General features: G+C 64.3%; 13 protein-coding genes, 3 tRNA genes and 1 riboswitch. Of the genes, 13 read left to right on the top strand and 3 right to left on the bottom strand.

Annotation, left to right across the window (positions count from 1 at the left end):
* The first annotated feature begins 130 nt into the window (after window positions 1-130).
* The 13 genes from ACVOMF_RS08640 to ACVOMF_RS08580 all read left to right on the top strand — a co-directional run bounded on the left by ACVOMF_RS08640 (window position 131) and on the right by ACVOMF_RS08580 (window position 11,851).
* Window positions 131-2,425, top strand: coding sequence for a DNA internalization-related competence protein ComEC/Rec2 (locus ACVOMF_RS08640; protein ID WP_481508914.1), 2,295 nt, complete (start codon window positions 131-133; stop codon window positions 2,423-2,425).
* Between the two features lie 3 nt (window positions 2,426-2,428).
* Complete coding sequence (locus ACVOMF_RS08635) at window positions 2,429-3,091, top strand: MotA/TolQ/ExbB proton channel family protein (protein WP_282270584.1); 663 nt, start codon at window positions 2,429-2,431, stop codon at window positions 3,089-3,091.
* Window positions 3,092-3,095: 4 nt separating this feature from the next.
* Window positions 3,096-3,518 carry an ExbD/TolR family protein gene (locus tag ACVOMF_RS08630; protein WP_282270586.1) on the top strand — a complete coding sequence of 141 codons (423 nt, stop codon included), beginning with the start codon at window positions 3,096-3,098 and terminating at the stop codon, window positions 3,516-3,518.
* Window positions 3,515-5,260 (top strand): lipid A export permease/ATP-binding protein MsbA, encoded by a 1,746-nt coding sequence (gene msbA / locus ACVOMF_RS08625; RefSeq protein ID WP_481508913.1) that lies wholly within the window; start codon window positions 3,515-3,517, stop codon window positions 5,258-5,260. The genes ACVOMF_RS08630 and msbA overlap by 4 nt, the downstream gene beginning before the upstream one ends.
* Entirely contained in the window at window positions 5,260-6,282 is a 1,023-nt protein-coding gene (gene lpxK / locus ACVOMF_RS08620) for a tetraacyldisaccharide 4'-kinase (protein ID WP_481508912.1), read from the top strand. Before msbA ends, lpxK begins: the two co-directional genes overlap by 1 nt.
* A 36-nt stretch (window positions 6,283-6,318) precedes the next feature.
* Window positions 6,319-7,092 carry a 3-deoxy-manno-octulosonate cytidylyltransferase gene (gene kdsB, locus ACVOMF_RS08615; protein WP_481508911.1) on the top strand — a complete coding sequence of 258 codons (774 nt, stop codon included), beginning with the start codon at window positions 6,319-6,321 and terminating at the stop codon, window positions 7,090-7,092.
* The gene (locus ACVOMF_RS08610) at window positions 7,089-7,580 is read left to right on the top strand and encodes a low molecular weight protein-tyrosine-phosphatase (RefSeq protein ID WP_481508910.1); all 492 of its coding nucleotides are present in this window, start codon (window positions 7,089-7,091) and stop codon (window positions 7,578-7,580) included. The genes kdsB and ACVOMF_RS08610 overlap by 4 nt, the downstream gene beginning before the upstream one ends.
* The gene (locus ACVOMF_RS08605; protein ID WP_481508909.1) at window positions 7,577-8,992 is read left to right on the top strand and encodes a hypothetical protein; all 1,416 of its coding nucleotides are present in this window, start codon (window positions 7,577-7,579) and stop codon (window positions 8,990-8,992) included. Before ACVOMF_RS08610 ends, ACVOMF_RS08605 begins: the two co-directional genes overlap by 4 nt.
* Window positions 8,989-10,836, top strand: coding sequence for an excinuclease ABC subunit UvrC (gene uvrC, locus ACVOMF_RS08600; protein WP_481508908.1), 1,848 nt, complete (start codon window positions 8,989-8,991; stop codon window positions 10,834-10,836). The genes ACVOMF_RS08605 and uvrC overlap by 4 nt, the downstream gene beginning before the upstream one ends.
* A 7-nt stretch (window positions 10,837-10,843) precedes the next feature.
* Entirely contained in the window at window positions 10,844-11,458 is a 615-nt protein-coding gene (gene pgsA / locus ACVOMF_RS08595) for a CDP-diacylglycerol--glycerol-3-phosphate 3-phosphatidyltransferase (protein WP_481508907.1), read from the top strand.
* Between the two features lie 48 nt (window positions 11,459-11,506).
* Window positions 11,507-11,582 (top strand) — tRNA-Gly (locus ACVOMF_RS08590).
* A gap of 60 nt (window positions 11,583-11,642) precedes the next feature.
* Window positions 11,643-11,718: transfer RNA gene (locus ACVOMF_RS08585), tRNA-Gly, on the top strand.
* A 57-nt stretch (window positions 11,719-11,775) separates the two neighbouring features.
* Window positions 11,776-11,851, top strand: a tRNA-Gly gene (locus tag ACVOMF_RS08580).
* A 133-nt stretch (window positions 11,852-11,984) separates the two neighbouring features.
* Here ACVOMF_RS08580 and pnuC read toward each other — a convergent pair.
* From pnuC to ACVOMF_RS08565, 3 genes are all read right to left on the bottom strand, one after another.
* A complete protein-coding gene (gene pnuC / locus ACVOMF_RS08575; RefSeq protein WP_481508906.1) occupies window positions 11,985-12,581 on the bottom strand; it encodes a nicotinamide riboside transporter PnuC in 597 nt (198 codons plus the stop codon).
* Window positions 12,578-14,752 carry a TonB-dependent receptor gene (locus ACVOMF_RS08570; protein ID WP_481508905.1) on the bottom strand — a complete coding sequence of 725 codons (2,175 nt, stop codon included), beginning with the start codon at window positions 14,750-14,752 and terminating at the stop codon, window positions 12,578-12,580. The genes pnuC and ACVOMF_RS08570 overlap by 4 nt, the downstream gene beginning before the upstream one ends.
* Window positions 14,753-14,821: 69 nt before the next feature.
* A riboswitch (TPP riboswitch) is annotated at window positions 14,822-14,917 on the bottom strand.
* A 43-nt stretch (window positions 14,918-14,960) separates the two neighbouring features.
* Window positions 14,961-16,097: a phosphotransferase enzyme family protein gene (locus ACVOMF_RS08565; protein WP_481508904.1), complete on the bottom strand. Its 1,137-nt coding sequence runs from the start codon at window positions 16,095-16,097 to the stop codon at window positions 14,961-14,963.
* Window positions 16,098-16,350 lie beyond the last annotated feature (253 nt).

Raw genomic sequence — 16,350 nt, 5'->3', positions numbered from 1 at the left:
GGGGACGGATATGCCAGCTCAGCGAAACGCGGGCGACGCGGTTCAACATCACTCAAACCTCGCCTTCGCCGGAAAGGCCGTAGCGGCATGCTTTATGGCCGGTATCTGTACGGCCATTCTGGCTCCGGCCATGCCGTCAACGTGGGTGCGCTGGGCGGCATTGTCGGCGGGCCTGCTGTTATGGCTCACAGCCCCGCGTTGGCGCTGGCTGGGGGCAGTGCTGGCCGGTTTGGGCTGGGCTTTCCTGCATGTGGGTTGGGGCCTGGAACAGCAGCTGGCTGCACGCAGGGAGGCGCAGGAAATCACGGTGACAGGCGTTGTAAGCAGCCTTCCCCAGCACGAGATTCGTCGCACGCGCTTTCAACTACGCCTGGATGCGGAAGCCGACCTTCCACCAGACCTGCGTGGGGAGACGGTGCAGGTGTCCTGGTACGACGACTTTGGCGCAACAGCGCCCGGTCCACGCCTGCAGGTACACGCGGGCGAACGTTGGCAGTTGAATCTGCGCCTGCGTGCACCACGCGGGCTGGTCAATCCCGGCGGCTTTGATGCCGAGCGACACGCGTTGGCACAGGGCATTGCCGCCAGCGGAGTCGTGCGCCAATCGCCTGCACCACAACGCTTGGTGGCAGCTGCCGGGCTAGGGGCATGGCGCGAACGCATGGCCGCGCGGATCGCAGCGCAGGTGCCGGCCGCATCTTCGCGCTATGTACAGGCCCTGGCGCTGGGCGATACGCGCGGTCTTGGTGAAGGCGACTGGCAGGTGCTGCGTGCAACCGGCCTGACCCATCTGATAGCCATCTCGGGCTTTCACGTCGGCATGGTTGCACTGTGCGCAGCGTGGTTGGTGGCAGGACTCTGGCGCTTGCTGCCTTGGTGCGGTCGCTATTGCCCGCGTCCGCAAGCCGTTGCCATTGGTGCGCTGCTTGGGGCGACGACGTATGCGGCAGTAGCCGGGTTTGGCTTGCCGACGGTGCGTACCGTGCTGATGGTTGCGGTAGTGGTGCTGGCACGGCTTGGGCGCAGGCCGGTCGATGTTGCTGGCGCATTGGCGTTGGCGGCCTTGGTCGTGCTGTGGCTGGCGCCATTGTCGGTGTTGACCGCTGGCTTCTGGCTCAGCTTCGCTGGGGTGGCGTGGTTGCTGTGGTGTCTGCCCGAGCGTACACATTGGCTGCGCGGCTTCTTGTCTGCGCAGCGTGTTGCGACGTTGGGTCTGTTGCCGCTGACGGTGATGCTGTTCGGCCAGGCCTCGGCGATCGGTCCGCTGGCCAACCTGGTCGCCATTCCCTGGTGGAGTCTGGTGGTGGTGCCGCTGGCGCTTATCGGTACTGCACTGGAGGTGATATGCAGTGGTGCGGGCGGCGTGGTCTGGCGGGCCTCGGCATGGTGCTTCGATCTGAGCTGGCCGTTGTTCCAGATGCTGGGCAGTGCTCTCTATTCATTGTGGTGGTTGCCCGAGCCGGCGTGGTTCGCCTTGCCTCTGGCGCTGCTCGGCGCCGTGTGGTTGTTGTTGCCGGCCGGGGTTGCGGGCAAGGGTCTGGCGGTGTTGCTGTGGTTGCCGTTGTGTCTGCCATGGCGCGACAGGCCCGAGCCGGGTGAGTTCGAGCTGGTTACGCTGGATGTGGGGCAGGGCTTGGCAGTGCTGCTGCGTACCCGTCAGCACACACTGCTGTTCGATACCGGGCCGGCGGTAGCTGACGGCTTTGATGCCGGCGAGCGGGTGGTGGTGCCTGCACTGCGTGCCTTGGGTGTGCGGCGTCTGGACCGGGTGGTGGTCAGTCATGGCGATCATGATCATGCCGGCGGACTGGCGGCGGTGCGGAGCGTCCTACCGTCTGCGGAGGTGCTGATGCCGCCGGGACTGGTGGTGGACGCAGGCACTGGAGTGGCCTGCGAGGCAGGTCAGGCATGGCAATGGGATGGGGTGCTGCTTGAGTTTCTGCACCCCACGCCGGGTTTTCCGTATCTGGGCAACGAGTCCAGTTGCGTGCTGCGGGTCCAGGGTGCTTACGGAACGGCCTTGTTGACCGGCGACATTGGCGAAGTCATCGAACAGCGCCTGCTCAAACAGATGCCGGTAAAGCTGCGCGCGGAGGTGGTGTTGGTGGCGCACCACGGCAGCGGCGGGTCGTCCAGTCATCGTTTCGTGGCGGCTACCGACGCGCGGCTGGCGCTGATCTCCAGTGGCCATGGCAATCGCTTCGGTCACCCGCGCGGTGACGTGGTGGCCCGCTGGCAGCGCTCCGGGGCCGAGGTGCTGACCACGGCCGGCAGTGGGGCGCTGCATGTATGGTTGGGCAAGCAGGGCTTGCAGCTGCGCGAGCGCAGAATCTGGCGCTCAAGGTCATGGGATGCCGCTGAGCGGGCGCGGGCGGCTGCTATCCTATCTGACATCAAATACGCGGCCACGGCGCCGGAGGGTTGAAACGTGTGGGAATTGGTCAAAGCCGGCGGATGGCCGATGGTGCCGTTGCTGCTGTTGGGCGTGCTGGCGTTGGCGATCGTCCTGGAGCGTTTCTGGAGCCTGCGCCGTAACGAGGTGCTGCCGCCGGGCCTGGGCCAGGAGGTCCGCAACTGGGCCGCGCGCGGCAAGCTGGATGCCTCGCATATCGACTCCCTGCGTGCCAACTCACCGCTCGGTGCCTTGTTGGCAGCCGCGCTTGAAGCGCGCAATCGCCCGCGTGACCAGATCCGTGAGCGCATCGAAGACACCGGTCGCCATCTGGTGCACCGGATGGGACGCTTCCTCAATGCACTTGGCACCATCGCCTCGGCTGGCCCGTTGCTCGGCCTGTTGGGTACGGTGGTCGGCATGATCCAGATGTTCCTGGGCATTCTCGATCACGGCGTCGGCGACGTCGGCCAGCTTGCTGGCGGTATCGGCAAGGCACTGGTGTGCACCGCGACCGGCATGATGGTCGCGATTCCGGCCTTGATGTTCCATCGTTACTTCCGTGGCCTGATCGATGGCTACGTGATCGAGATGGAGCAGGAAGCCAGCGCGCTGCTGGATGCACTGGATGGTCGCCCGGCGGTCATGGCGGCCAGCAAGGCCGCCGCGCCGCGCCCGGCGGCAACCGAGAAGGCCTGAGCCCATGCGGATTGGTAACAATCGCACCCAGGATGAACCGCATATCGATCTGGTGCCCTTGATCGACGTGATCCTGGTGCTGATCATTTTCTTCGTGGTCACCACCACCTTTGATGCGCGTTCGACGCTGCAGGTGCAGTTGCCCACGGCCAGCGACCAGAAGACCAGCGCGCCGCAGACTTCGCTGAGCGTGCTGGTCAATGCTGATGGCCGCTACTTCGTCAACGACCAGGAAGTGCTGCGCACCGACATCGAATCGTTGAAGCAGATCATCGCCCAGTTGGCCGGTGCCGACCGCGAGCAGAGCGTGCTGCTGCGTGCTGACGCGCGTACGCCGTACCAAGCTGTGGTCACCGCGCAGGATGCCCTCGGTCAGCTCGGTTTCCGCCGGATCGCGATTGCAACCGCACCGGAAGCCAAACAATGAGTGACAACGACTCGGCCTGGAAGATCTACAAGCGCTTGCTTGCCTCCGCCAAGCCCTATCGGCCGCTGTTGTTGATGGCGGGCCTTGGCATGTTGATCGAGGCGGCCGCAGGCAGTGGTTTCCTGGTCCTGATGAGCCCGATCACCAATAGCCTGGTGAACCCGAAGGACATCAACCAGTGGATGCCTTTGGCTGTCATTGGGTTGTTCCTGTTGCGTGGTGTGGCTGGCTATCTGACCGATATCGGCATGGGCAAGGCCGCACGCAGCATCGCCCGTGATTTCCGGGTGCTGGTGCTGGGCAAGTACCTGCGGCTGCCAGGGCAGCGTTTCGATTCCGAGCCGGTGCCATCGATGTTGGTACGGTTGGGCTCGGACAGCGACCAAGTGGCGCAGGCTGCGATCGATGCGATGAAGGTGGTGCTGCAGCAATCGCTGCAGGCACTGGGTTCGTTGGCGGTGATGCTGTACTACAGCTGGCAGGTGACGCTTGCGATCTTCGTGCTGGCACCGCCATTGGCCTGGGTGATGAACATCGTCGCCAAGCGCTACCGGCGCATCAGTCACCGCATCCAGGAGAGTGGTGCTGATCTGCTGCAGGCGGCCGATCAGGCCCTGTCCAGCCAGCAGGAAGTGAAGATCTACGGTGCGCAGCCGGCTGAGCTGGACCGCTATACCGGGTTGGCCAACACCAACCTGCGGCTGGCGATGAAGGTCGAAGCGACGCGCAGCATTTCTTCCAGCATGGTGCAGTTGATCGGTGCGGTCGGCTTGGCTGCGCTGTTGCTCATCGCGGGGCACGAGGCCGCTGCCGGGCGTTTGACGGTGGGTGACTTCGTCGGTCTGCTGATGGCGATGCTGGCGATCATTCCGGCGCTGAAGCAGCTGACCAACGTACAGAACATGACCCAGCGCGGCATTGCCTCGGCGCAGCGCCTGTTCCATGTGCTTGACGCAAAAGACGAAGTGGATGGGGGCAATCTGTCGCTCCAGCGCGCCAAGGGCCTGTTGGAATTCCGTCACGTCACTGCCCGTTATGTGGGACAGACCAAGCCGGCGCTGGAAGACATCAGCTTCGTTGCCAAGCCGGGCACGGTAACCGCCATCGTTGGCCGCTCCGGCAGTGGCAAGTCGACCTTGATCAAGCTGATCCCGCGCTTCTATGAAATTGAGGCTGGCGAAATCCTGCTTGATGGCCACCCGTTGCAGGATTACAAGTTGGCCGATCTGCGTCGGCAGATTGCTCTGGTTGGACAGCAGGTCACCTTGTTCAATGGCAGCATCGCCCAGAACGTCGCCTATGGTGAGCTGCAGGAGCGCAGCGTCGAGCAGTTGCAGCGGGCAATCGATGGCGCAAACGCCAGCGAGTTCGTTGAGCAGCTGCCGCAGGGAATTGATGCGCCGGTTGGGGCAAAGGGCGGTCGCCTGTCCGGTGGCCAGCGTCAGCGCCTGGCGATTGCCCGCGCGATGCTCAAGGACGCGCCTATCCTGATCCTGGACGAAGCAACCGCTGCGCTGGACAACGAATCCGAGCGGCTGGTGCAGGACGCACTGCAGAAGTTGATGCCAGACCGCACCACGCTGGTCATCGCGCATCGCCTGTCCACCATCGAGCACGCCGATCAGGTGTTGGTGATGGATCAGGGGCGCATCGTCGAGCGGGGAACCCATGCCGAATTGCTGGCGATGGGCGGTCTGTACGAACACCTGCATAGCATGCAGTTCCGCGACAGGCAGGAATGATGGCCAAGCAAGGACCGCAAACGCCGGCCTACTGGTATGGCGATGCACCGGTGCCGCTGCTGGCACGGCTGCTGGCGCCGCTGTATGGCGCAGTAACCGGCCTGCGCCGCAGCCTGTACCGCCGTGGTTGGTTGCGTGCCCGGCAGGTACCGTTGCCGGTGATCGTGGTTGGCAATATCACTGCCGGTGGTACCGGCAAGACGCCGTTGACGATTGAACTGGTCAACCGCCTGCGTGAAGCGGGCTGGAAACCCGGTGTCGCCAGCCGCGGTTATGGCCGCGACGAGGCTGATACGGCGCGCTGGGTCACCGCGGATATGGACGTGGGCCTGGGCGGGGATGAGCCGGTGCTGATCGCCTGGAAGACCGGCGTGCCGGTGCGGGTGGACAAGGATCGGGTCGCCGCGGCCAAGGCCCTGCTGGATGCCGGTTGCGATGTGGTGGTCTGCGATGACGGTCTGCAGCACTACCGTTTGGCGCGTGATATCGAAATCGAAGTGGTGGACGCAGTGCGCCGCTATGGCAACGGACGGTTGCTGCCGGCCGGGCCGCTGCGCGAGCCGGCCTCGCGCGCCGCGCAGTGTGACTTCCGGGTGGTCAATCTTGGGCAGAACAGTGATGCGCCCACTCAGGTAGGGGACTCCGGTTTCGGCGAGTGGGCGATGCGTCTGTCGATCGAATCGGCGCGGCCACTGAAGGGCGGCCGCGGCAAACCCTTGAAGACATTTGCCGGCCTGCGGGTACACGCGGTGGCAGGCATCGCCAATCCGCAGCGGTTTTTCCAGATGCTGCGCGGCCGCGATATCGGTGTGGTGCCGCATGCCTTTGCCGATCATCATCGTTACACGCCGCAAGACCTGTCCTTCGGCAGCGAGTTGCCGGTATTGATGACCGAAAAAGACGCGGTCAAATGCCAGGGTTTCGCTACCGCGTGGCACTACGCTGTGCCGCTGCAGGCTGAGTTGCCGGCAGCATTCTGGGTGGCCCTGCTCGACCGTCTGGGTAAGCTGTCCCGCGGTTGATGCATGCTGTTGTCGTACGTGTTGGAAGGAGTTGAGATGAGCAGGGTTCCCGAATTCGTGGTGGCCATTCCGGCCCGCTATGCCTCCACCCGCTTGCCGGGCAAGCCCTTGGCGCTGATTGCCGGGGAGCCAATGGTGCTGCACGTGGCGCGTCGCGCGTTGGACGCGGGCGCCCGCGAGGTGTGGGTGGCTACCGATGACGCGCGGATTGCGGAAGCGGTGGCGGGATTGACCGGCATCCATGTGGCGATGACCGACCCCGCGCATGCCTCCGGTACCGACCGTCTTGCCGAATGTGCTCGCCAGGCTGGTTGGGCCGACGATGTGATCGTGGTGAACCTGCAGGGTGATGAGCCCTTCGCCCCGGCGGCAGGCATCCAGGCAGTGGCGACAATTCTTGCCGACAGCGGCGCGCCGATGTCGACGTTGGCAACGCTGGTGGAAGACGCTCCGACCCTGTTTGATCCCAATGTGGTCAAGCTGGTACGGACTGCGCAGGGCGATGCGCTGTACTTCAGCCGCGCGCCGATTCCGTGGCACCGCGATGGCTTCGCCGTCAGTCGCGATGTGCTGCCGGCCGGCCAGTGGCTGCGGCATATCGGTATTTATGGCTACCGAGCTGGTTTCCTGCAGCAGTTTGCCGGCATGCCGCCCGGTAATCTGGAGCAGATCGAATCGCTGGAGCAGCTGCGGGTGCTGGAGGCTGGCTTCCGTATCGCGGTGGGCTTGTCGCCCGCGCCATTCCCGCCAGGGATCGACACCCCGGGAGACCTGCATCGCGCCGAGGCGCGAATGAGGGCGGGGCAATGAAGTTGCTGGTGGTCTGCCTGGGCAATATCTGCCGCTCGCCGATGGGTGAAGGGGCTTTGCGCGCGCGGATTGCCGAGGCGGGGTTGGGCAGTTGGGTGCAGGTCGGTTCGGCTGGAACCTCGGGCCATTGGCATGCCGGGCGCAGCCCCGATCCGCGTGCCGTTGCCTGTGCCCGCCAGCATGGCGTGGACATAGCCGCCCAGCGGGCCCGCCAGCTGCTGGCCGAGGATTTCGATGAATACGACCTTATCCTGTGTGCGGATGTCGACAATCTGCGTGAGGCCCGGCAGCTGGCGCCGGCCGGGTTCGAGGCGCGTGCGGTGTTGTGGCTGCCGTGGGCAGGCATTGAAGGGGCCGATGTGGTGCCGGACCCCTATTACGGTGATGTGGGAGATTTCGAACACAGCTGGGCGCTGCTCGATACTGCGGCCCAGGCCACAGTGCGCCGCCTGTCGCGGCGCGACGACTCCGGCATAATCCCTGCATGAACGAAAACCGTGTAACGGAACTGCCCACCTCCGGTATCTGGCTGAATGCAGCGCCGGCGACCTTGCAGGACATGCGCGGTCGCCCGCTGGTGCTGGCCTTCGTCAACGGAGCCTCGGTGTGGTGCATGCAGCGGCTGGCTGAGGTCATGCGCTGGCAGGCGCGCAACCCCGGCAAGGTGCAGTTGCTGGTGGTGCAGGTGCCGCGATTCGAGTTTGAACGTGAACCGCAGCAAGCACTGAAGCTGCTGCGTCGGCAGGGCATCAGTGCGCCCATCGTGTTGGATGCGCAGTGGGATGCCTGGCGCCGGTTTGACGTACAGTCCTGGCCAACCCTGCTGATGCTCGATGCCTATGGGCAGGAACAGGAGCGGCTGGTGGGCGCGACCGGTGACTTGGAGCGGGCCTTGAACAGTCTGGGTGAAGGCATGACGCGCCCGTTGGACGATGATGCCTACGGCATCCGTGAAATCAACGCCGAACCGCGCCTCCCGCTGCTGTTCCCGGGCGGACTGGTTGCCACGGCAGATCGCCTTTACGTGGCTGACACCGGTCACCATCGAATTCTAGAGTGCACCCATAATGGCCGCGTTCTGCGTCAGTTCGGCTTGGGCAGCGCCGATCTGATCAATGGCGGCACCGGCGAGGCGACGTTCAATCGCCCGCAGGGCTTGGCTTTGGTGCGCGAGATCCTGTACGTGGCTGATACCGGCAATCACGCCTTGCGCAGCATCAATCTGATCAGTGGGCAGGTGGACACCTTGTGCGGCAACGGCCGTGCAGGTGATCCGCGTGCCGGCGTGTTGGCCCAGCCTTGGGACAGTCAGCTCAATCATCCAGCAGCGGTTGCGGTGGCGGACAACCAGGTCCATATCGCGATGGCCGGTGACAACCATATCTGGAGCTATGACCTGGGCACGCGCGAGCTGCGCTGGAGGGCCGGTGCCGGCGCAGTGGAGGTGCGCGATGGCAGTGGTCATCTGGCTGCATTTGCACAGCCCAGCAGTCTGGTTGCGGTCCAGCAGACGCTCTACGTCTGCGACGCGCTGGGCTCGGCGATCCGTTCGGTGCAGCTGCGTGGCGACCTGGTGCAGACGCTGGTCGGGCAGGGACCATGGGAGTCGGGCAATGTTGATGGCCCGCGCTTGCGTGCGCGCCTGCAGTACCCGTTGGCCCTGGCAATGGGGCCGGACTCGCCGCTGCTGTGGATTGCCGATGCCGGCAATGGTTCGCTACGTACCCTGCGCTTGGGCGGTGGTGATCTGTCCACGGTCAACCTGCCGCGTCGCCTGCATGGTCCGGCCGCCTTGGCGGTGGCTGCAGGCGCGATCTGGATTGCCGAAGCCGACGCGCACGCTGTGCTGCGTTTTGATCCACTCAGCGGTGAACTGAGTGAAGTGCCGATTGAAGGATGACCGACGTAGTTGCCAATGAATTCGATGGCAAGGCCTTCGCTGCGGCGCTGAGTACAGCGCCAGGTGTGTACCGGATGTACGCTGCCGATGACAGCTTGCTGTACGTGGGCAAGGCCGGCGCGCTGCGCAAGCGCGTAGGCAGTTACTTCAACGGCTCGCCGAAGAGCCGCCGCATCATGATGATGCTGTCGCAGGTGGCGCGGATGGATGTCACCGTCACCCGCACCGAGGCTGAAGCGCTGCTGCTGGAAAACCAGCTGATCAAGTCGCTGAACCCGCGTTACAACGTCTCGCTGCGCGACGACAAAACCTATCCGCAGGTGCTGCTGACCCGCGAGCAATGGCCGCGGATTGCCCTGCATCGCGGTCCGCGTGCGGTGCCCGGACGCTATTACGGGCCGTATCCGGGCGTCGGTGCGGTGCGCGAAACGCTGAACCTGATGCACAAGCTGTTCAAGCTGCGCAGCTGCGAAGACAGCGTATTCCGCAACCGCTCGCGGCCGTGCCTGCAGTACCAGATCGGTCGTTGCAGCGCGCCCTGCGTGGAGCTGGTTCCGCAGGCCGAATACGACGAATCGGTGCGGCGCGCGGCGATGTTCCTGGAAGGCAAGAGCGATCAGCTTGCCGAGGAGCTGATGCAGGCGATGCAGCAGGCCAGCGATACGCTTGAGTTCGAGCGGGCGGCGCGGTTGCGTGATCTGGTGGCTTCGTTGCGCAGCATGCAGAACCGCCAGTACGTGGATGGGCGCGCTGCCGATCTGGACGTGCTGGCCTGTGCAACCCAGGGTGCCAGCGCCTGCGTGATGCTGCTGGCATTCCGCGATGGCCGCAATCTGGGTACGCGTGCATTCTTTCCGCGCACCAATGGCGAAGACAGCGCCGAGGAGGTGTTGGCGGCGTTTGTCTCGCAGTATTACGTCGAACATGAGCCGCCGGCGGAGGTGCTGCTGGATCGACAGATTCCGGATGCAGAGATGATCGAGGCCGCGCTGAGTGCATCGGCCGAGCGCAAGGTGGCCTTGAAGTGGAACGTGCGCGGCGAACGCGCCGGCTACGTGGAACTGGCAAGTCGCAACGCGCAGATCACCCTGGTCGCCGAGATGGACAGTGCCGGTGCACAGCAGGCGCGCAGTGAGGCCGTGCGCGAGATGCTGGGCCTGGCCGAGCCGGTCAAGCGCGTGGAGTGCTTTGATATCAGTCACACCATGGGTGAGGCTACAGTGGCCTCCTGCGTGGTGTTTGATGCGGCCGGCCCGGTGCGCGCGCAGTACCGGCGCTACAACATCAGCGGCATCGAGCCGGGCGACGATTACGCCGCCATGCGCCAGGCCATCGACCGACGTTTCCGCCGCGCGGTGGAAGAGGGTGGGGTGCTGCCGGACGTGTTGTTGATCGACGGTGGTGCCGGACAGTTGGCACAGGCACAGGCAGCGCTGGCTGACCTGGGCGTGGAAGGGGTGATGCTGGTGGGCGTGGCCAAGGGCGTGGAGCGCCGTGCCGGCCATGAAGCACTGGTGCTGCCCGATGGCCGCGAGCTACGCCCCGGCGCCGCGTCCCCGGCCTTGCAGTTCATCCAGCAGGTGCGTGACGAGGCCCATCGCTTTGCCATTACCGGCCACCGCGGGCGTCGCCAGAAGGCGCGCATGACCAGCAAACTCGAGGATATTCCCGGTATCGGCCCGCGTCGGCGCGCCAGCCTGCTCAAGCATTTTGGCGGCATTGCCGGCCTGAAGGCCGCGGGCGAGGCTGAAATCGCCCGCGTGGAAGGCATCAATGCCGCCCTCGCTGCGCGTATCTACGCTAACCTTCATGGTCTGTCGGTACCCGATCCGGCAGCGGAGTAATGTTGTAATGAAATTGACCATCCCCACCTGGCTGACGCTGCTGCGGATCCTGATGATCCCGGTGCTGGTGCTGGTGTTCTACCTGCCCTATGCCTGGACCAACTTCGCCTCGGCGGCGATTTTCGGCCTGGCGGCTATCACCGATTGGCTGGACGGCTGGGTGGCGCGCAAGTACGAGCAGCATTCGGCGTTCGGCGCATTCCTGGACCCGGTGGCGGACAAGTTGATGGTGGCGGTGGCCCTGTTCCTGATCGTGCAGGGGCACCCGACGCCGTGGATGGCGTTCTGGGCAGCGGTGATCGTCGGCCGTGAAATCGCGGTGTCGGCGTTGCGCGAGTGGATGGCCGAGATCGGCCAGCGCGCCAAGGTGCGGGTGGCGATGATCGGCAAGGTCAAGACCACCGCGCAGATGGTGGCGTTGCTGTGCCTGCTGTACTCGGTGTCGCCCAATACCTCGTACAAAACCATCTGGATGGGCGAGCCGGTTTTCCATATTGGTGACTGGATGTTGGCCATCGCTGCTTTGCTGACTCTGGTGTCTGCGCTGCAGTACCTGCGTGCGGCTTGGCCGAGCCTGCGTGAAGACGAAAAAGCCGCAAGGAATAGCGCAGTTAAAAAGTGAACAGGCTGTTGACACTGCGCCCAATGCATGTAGAATTTCGCCTCCCAAGCGGGAATAGCTCAGTTGGTAGAGCGCAACCTTGCCAAGGTTGAGGTCGCGAGTTCGAGTCTCGTTTCCCGCTCCAGTTTCAAGCATCGGGTCATGTTCATTCGTGCTTCGATGAGTAAATAGATGTAGCAAGCCTGCGGGAATAGCTCAGTTGGTAGAGCGCAACCTTGCCAAGGTTGAGGTCGCGAGTTCGAGTCTCGTTTCCCGCTCCAGTCTTGCAATACATCTCGAATGTCGGTTCTCTGTTTCGCAGGTGCTGCATTCAATCCGCGGGAATAGCTCAGTTGGTAGAGCGCAACCTTGCCAAGGTTGAGGTCGCGAGTTCGAGTCTCGTTTCCCGCTCCAGATAATGACCAGCAGATTCCATGTGATATCTGCAGGTAAAGAAAAGCCCCTGACGGGGCTTTTTTGTTGTCTGCGATTTACCTTCAGCCAACTGCTGCCGACATCGGCAGCAGCTGGCAATGCGTGACGCTGCTCAGCGCGCGGCGTGCGCTGCAGGTTCCGCAGTGGGGATGTGGGCCGCTGCACTCCATGCACGCAGCCCGATCACGGCAAGACCGAGGAAGAACACGTACAGCGCCGCGGTCACATGCAGTGACTTGAACAGATATGCGCCCACGTACACCACGTCGACCACGATCCACAGCCACCAGGTGGCGGTATGGCGGCGTGCCTGCCACCACTGCGCGACCAGGCTCAATCCGGTCAGCATCGCGTCCAGCCATGGCAGCGAGGCATCGGTGAAGCTGTGCATGCCGGCACCAAGCGCGATGCCGCCAAGCAGGCCGATACCCAGGTCACGCAGCATCTTGCTGCGTGACAGGGGCACGATACGCACGCTGCCTTCGTCGGCGGCGTGGCGACGCCAGTTGATCCAGCCATAGACCAGGAAAACGGCGAAAGCGAGCTGCAGCAGCGTGTCCGAATACAGCTTGGCTTCGGCGAATACCAGTGCATACAGCGCCACCGACAACAGGCCGACCGGCCAGGCGACCATCCGCCGTTGCGCCATCAGCCAGACGCCGAGGATGCTGCATAGCGCGGCCGACCATTCGAGCGTTGCGCTGCTCACAGCGCGACGCTCACCGATACGCGTGCCTGCCGCGGTGCGCCTGGGAACAGGTAGTAATCGCCCATGCTGCTGCCGGTGTCACGCCAGTAGAAGCGGTTGAATACATTGTCCACTGACAGGTTCCAGCTTACGGCGTGGCCCTGCAGCTGGTGCTGGAAGCGCAGGCCGGCATCGAACAGGTTGTAGCTCGGTGCGCGTACGGCGCCATCAGCGCGCGCGGTATTGGCCGATGCGTAGCGCCAGCCGCCGGTCAGGTCCAGCCCTTCAACGAAGGGCAGCGCATAGCTCAGGTGCACGCTGGTGCGCAGCTTGGGAACGTTGACCAGCTGGTGGCCTTCGTAGCTTGACGTGCCGGTATCGCGTGCACGTGCCTGCAATACGCTGGCGCTGGCGACGATCTGTAGTGCATCGGTGAGCTGGCCATTGGCGGTCAGTTCCAGGCCGACGTGTGCCTGCTTGCCTTCCTCTACGAAGGTGTAGCCGGCGTCGCTGTCGTCGGGCTTTGCGTACTGGTAGGGCTGGGTGGTGCGGAACAGTGCCGCGCCCAGCGTCAGCTGCTCGGTGCTGGAATACTTCACGCCGATTTCGAGCTGGCGCGATTGCACTGCCGGCAGGAAGGTATCGGCGTTGGCGGTCCAGAACGGTGCCTCCTGGCCGAGCGAGATGCCTTCGACATAGCTTGCGTAGGCATTGATGCTGTCGCTGGCCTTCCACATCACCGCAGTCTGCGGCAGGAAGCGCGACAGGCGGCTGCGACGTTGCGGGTTGCCGCGCTTGTCGTATGCGCGTTCGTCCAGGCGCACGTAGCGGCCGCCGGCCAGCCATTGCCAGTCTTCATTGAGCTGGATGCGGTCCAGTGCGAAGGCCGCGGTCTGGCGGCTGTCCAGGCGACGTGCGGACGCGCCGGGCATCAGTGGCGAGGGCTCGAACACGAGCAGCTGCTTGTCGTGGATATTGACCGTGCCGACGTATTCGTTGACGTTGCGGCGCTTGTCCACGGTGCGGCGGAACTGGTCCGCACCCACGGTCAGCTGATGGCCGATGCTGCCGGTGTCGAAGCTGCCGCGCAGCTCGGCGCGCAGCTCCTGGTTGCGACGGGTATCGTCCGGGCTGCGGTAGTCGTAGATGTCGTAATCGCCATTGGGGGCAAAGTAATTGCCCGGCACGCTGCCATCGGCGCATTGCGCGGCGTAGTAGCAGCCATAGGCGAAGGCGACGTTGTCGTCGATCACCGTGCGGCTGTGGCTGACGGCGACGCGGGATTGCCAATTGGCGTTGAAGTCGTAGGTGTGCAGCGCGGTGATATTGGTGCTGGCAATGCCTACCGGCTGCTGCCACGGCTGATAGCCGAGCAACTGCTCACGGTCCACGCCGGTCGGCAGTTCACGTCCGCCCAGCAGTTGGTAGCCGGAGGCCGAGCGCTGCGCGCTGGTCTGGTAGTTGGCGTCGACTTCAAGCTTGCCGCGCTCGCCGATCAGCCAGTCGGTCGCCAGCGAGTAGAAATTGCGGCGGCCATCGGCATGTTCGATATAGGACGCGCTGTCGTCCCAGGCTGCGTTGAAGCGCAGGCCGATGCGCGGGGTCAGCCAGTGGCCGACGTCGATGGCGGCATAGCGCGAGCCTTCGTTGTCGGTGCCCAGGGTGACGGTGCGTACTTCGGCCGGCCGTTTGCTGACGTAGTTGATGATGCCGCCGGGTGCCATCACGCCGGCTGCCAAACCAGCTTCGCCCTTGAGCACTTCCACCGACTGCAGGTTCTCCAGTGCCAGACGCTGTTCGCCGGCGATCGACATGCCGTTGAAGCGGTAGCCGGTGGCTGTGTCCAACGCGAAGCCACGGATGGCGATGTTCTGGTAGTAACCGACCGGTGCGTAGGCATCACCGAGCGAGGCGTCATTGCTGGCCAGTTCGGACAGCGAGCGCACCTGCTGGTGGTCGAGGAAGTCGCGGTCCAGCACGTTCATTGATGCCGGCGTGCTTTTCCAGTCGCCGCTGCCAAAGCTGTTGGCGCGGGAGTTGTCCGCGTCCGGCTGGCGTGCCTGCACGCGCACGGCGGCCAGTTCGGTCGGGGAGTATTCGGCAGCGGCATCGAGGCCGGTGTCGCTGGCGTACAGCGGCAGGGCGGTGCTCAGGGCGAGAGACAGCAACGTGGGGCGCAGGCAGCGGTTCATTCGATTCGTCTTCAGGCAACAAGGGAGACGAAGCGAAGGCGCGCATGCGCAGCGCCAATGACGGCGCTACGGCTGCTGCTCAAAGCTCCCTACGCCGGTGCAAACCGGATCAGGTTCCAAGGGACTCTCTCAGCCTGGCAAATCCAGGCACCCCCGCTTCAGGGCGCCATTTCACTACAAATGCGAATGATTTGCGAGTCGGGCTGCTTCAGGCGGCGGCGTGCAGGGCCTGCAACAAGGTTTGGCCGTGATGGCTGGCGAACCATTCAGGGTGGCCGAGCATGAAGGGCTGCCAGGCGACATCGGCATTTGCGGTGGAGCCGGTGACGCCTTCGAAATACTCGACTTCGGACAGTGCAAAGTCGAAATGCACCATTGGCAGCAGGTCGGCCAGCAGGTGTACCCGTTCGGCCGACAAGGGCAACACTTCGCGGTAGCCGTCGAGCAGGGCCAATGCGATATCGATACGCACCGCCTCGGCGCCGCGCTCCAGTTCCAGCCAAGCCACGGCATTGCGTTCGATGGCGGTGGCCAGATCGAACAGGGCGCTGGTGGGGGAGGCCAGGCCGAAATCGAGCACGCTGCTGACCTGCATCGCATTGTCGCCGTGGCCCCACAGCAGGTTGGAGACGTGCCAGTCGTTGTGCGCCCAGAGCCGAGGTTCGGCCTGCAGGCGCGCTGACAGTCCGGTGTGCCAAGGCATGACGCTGCGCTGCAGTTGTTGCTCCCAGGGTATGCGGGCCAGATAGCGGGCAAGGCCGGGTCGATTGCCGAGATCGGTCTTGAGCGCCGCGATCGGGTCTTCCGCACGGATCAGCTCTTCACGTGCGACCAGCAGGTGGGTGCTGCGCTGGGGCGCGTCATAGCTGGCGGAGGCACGGTGCAGGGTGGCCAGCATGCGGCCGGCAGCGCGCGCGCGTTCGACTTCGGTCAGCAGTGTCCACGATGGGGCATCCCGGTACAGGTCCTGGCCATCGGCTACGGCGTGCAGCTCGTAGGTCCAGTCGCCATGTTCGATGGCGGTCTGGCCATCGTGGCCATGCAGGAGCTGGGTAACCGGCACCCCGGCCTTGGTGAGGTGGGTGATGAATTGATGCTCTTCCAGCAGACAGGCAGCACTGCGGACCAGCCGGTGGTGCCGTTTGACGAAGACCTTGCCGTGCGGGCCCTGGGCAATCGCGGCGGCCGACATCGGTCGCGGACTGTGCCAGAGCAGGGTGCTGTCAGCGTCCAGCTGCGGGTAGCGATTACACAGCCAGGCAAGCTCGGTCGCATTGATGGCGGGCCAGTCAGCGGCCACTTCATCGTTGTTCAGGCCTTGCACACGGTGGGATTGCTGGGTCATCGGAACAGGCTGGGACAGGTGATACGAGGGAGGCGCGATGGTACGTCAGCTCCGCCAAGGCTGCTGAATGTAGTGCCGAGCCATGCTCGGCTAGGGGCCTTCCCGGTAAAGCTGCCAGGTAGTGCCGAGCCGTGCTCGGCAAGGGCCTTCCTGGTAATGCCTCAGCCGAGCATGGCTTGTATGTTCCTCCCGGCTCCTACGCGGTATGTAGGAGCCAGGGTGGAGGGACCGTCAACATGATATCTGCGGATAG

This window comes from Stenotrophomonas sp. STEN022 (genome assembly GCF_056760155.1).
Note: the sequence above shows the minus strand (reverse complement) of the source record. Positions and strands in the feature narration are given on the sequence as shown.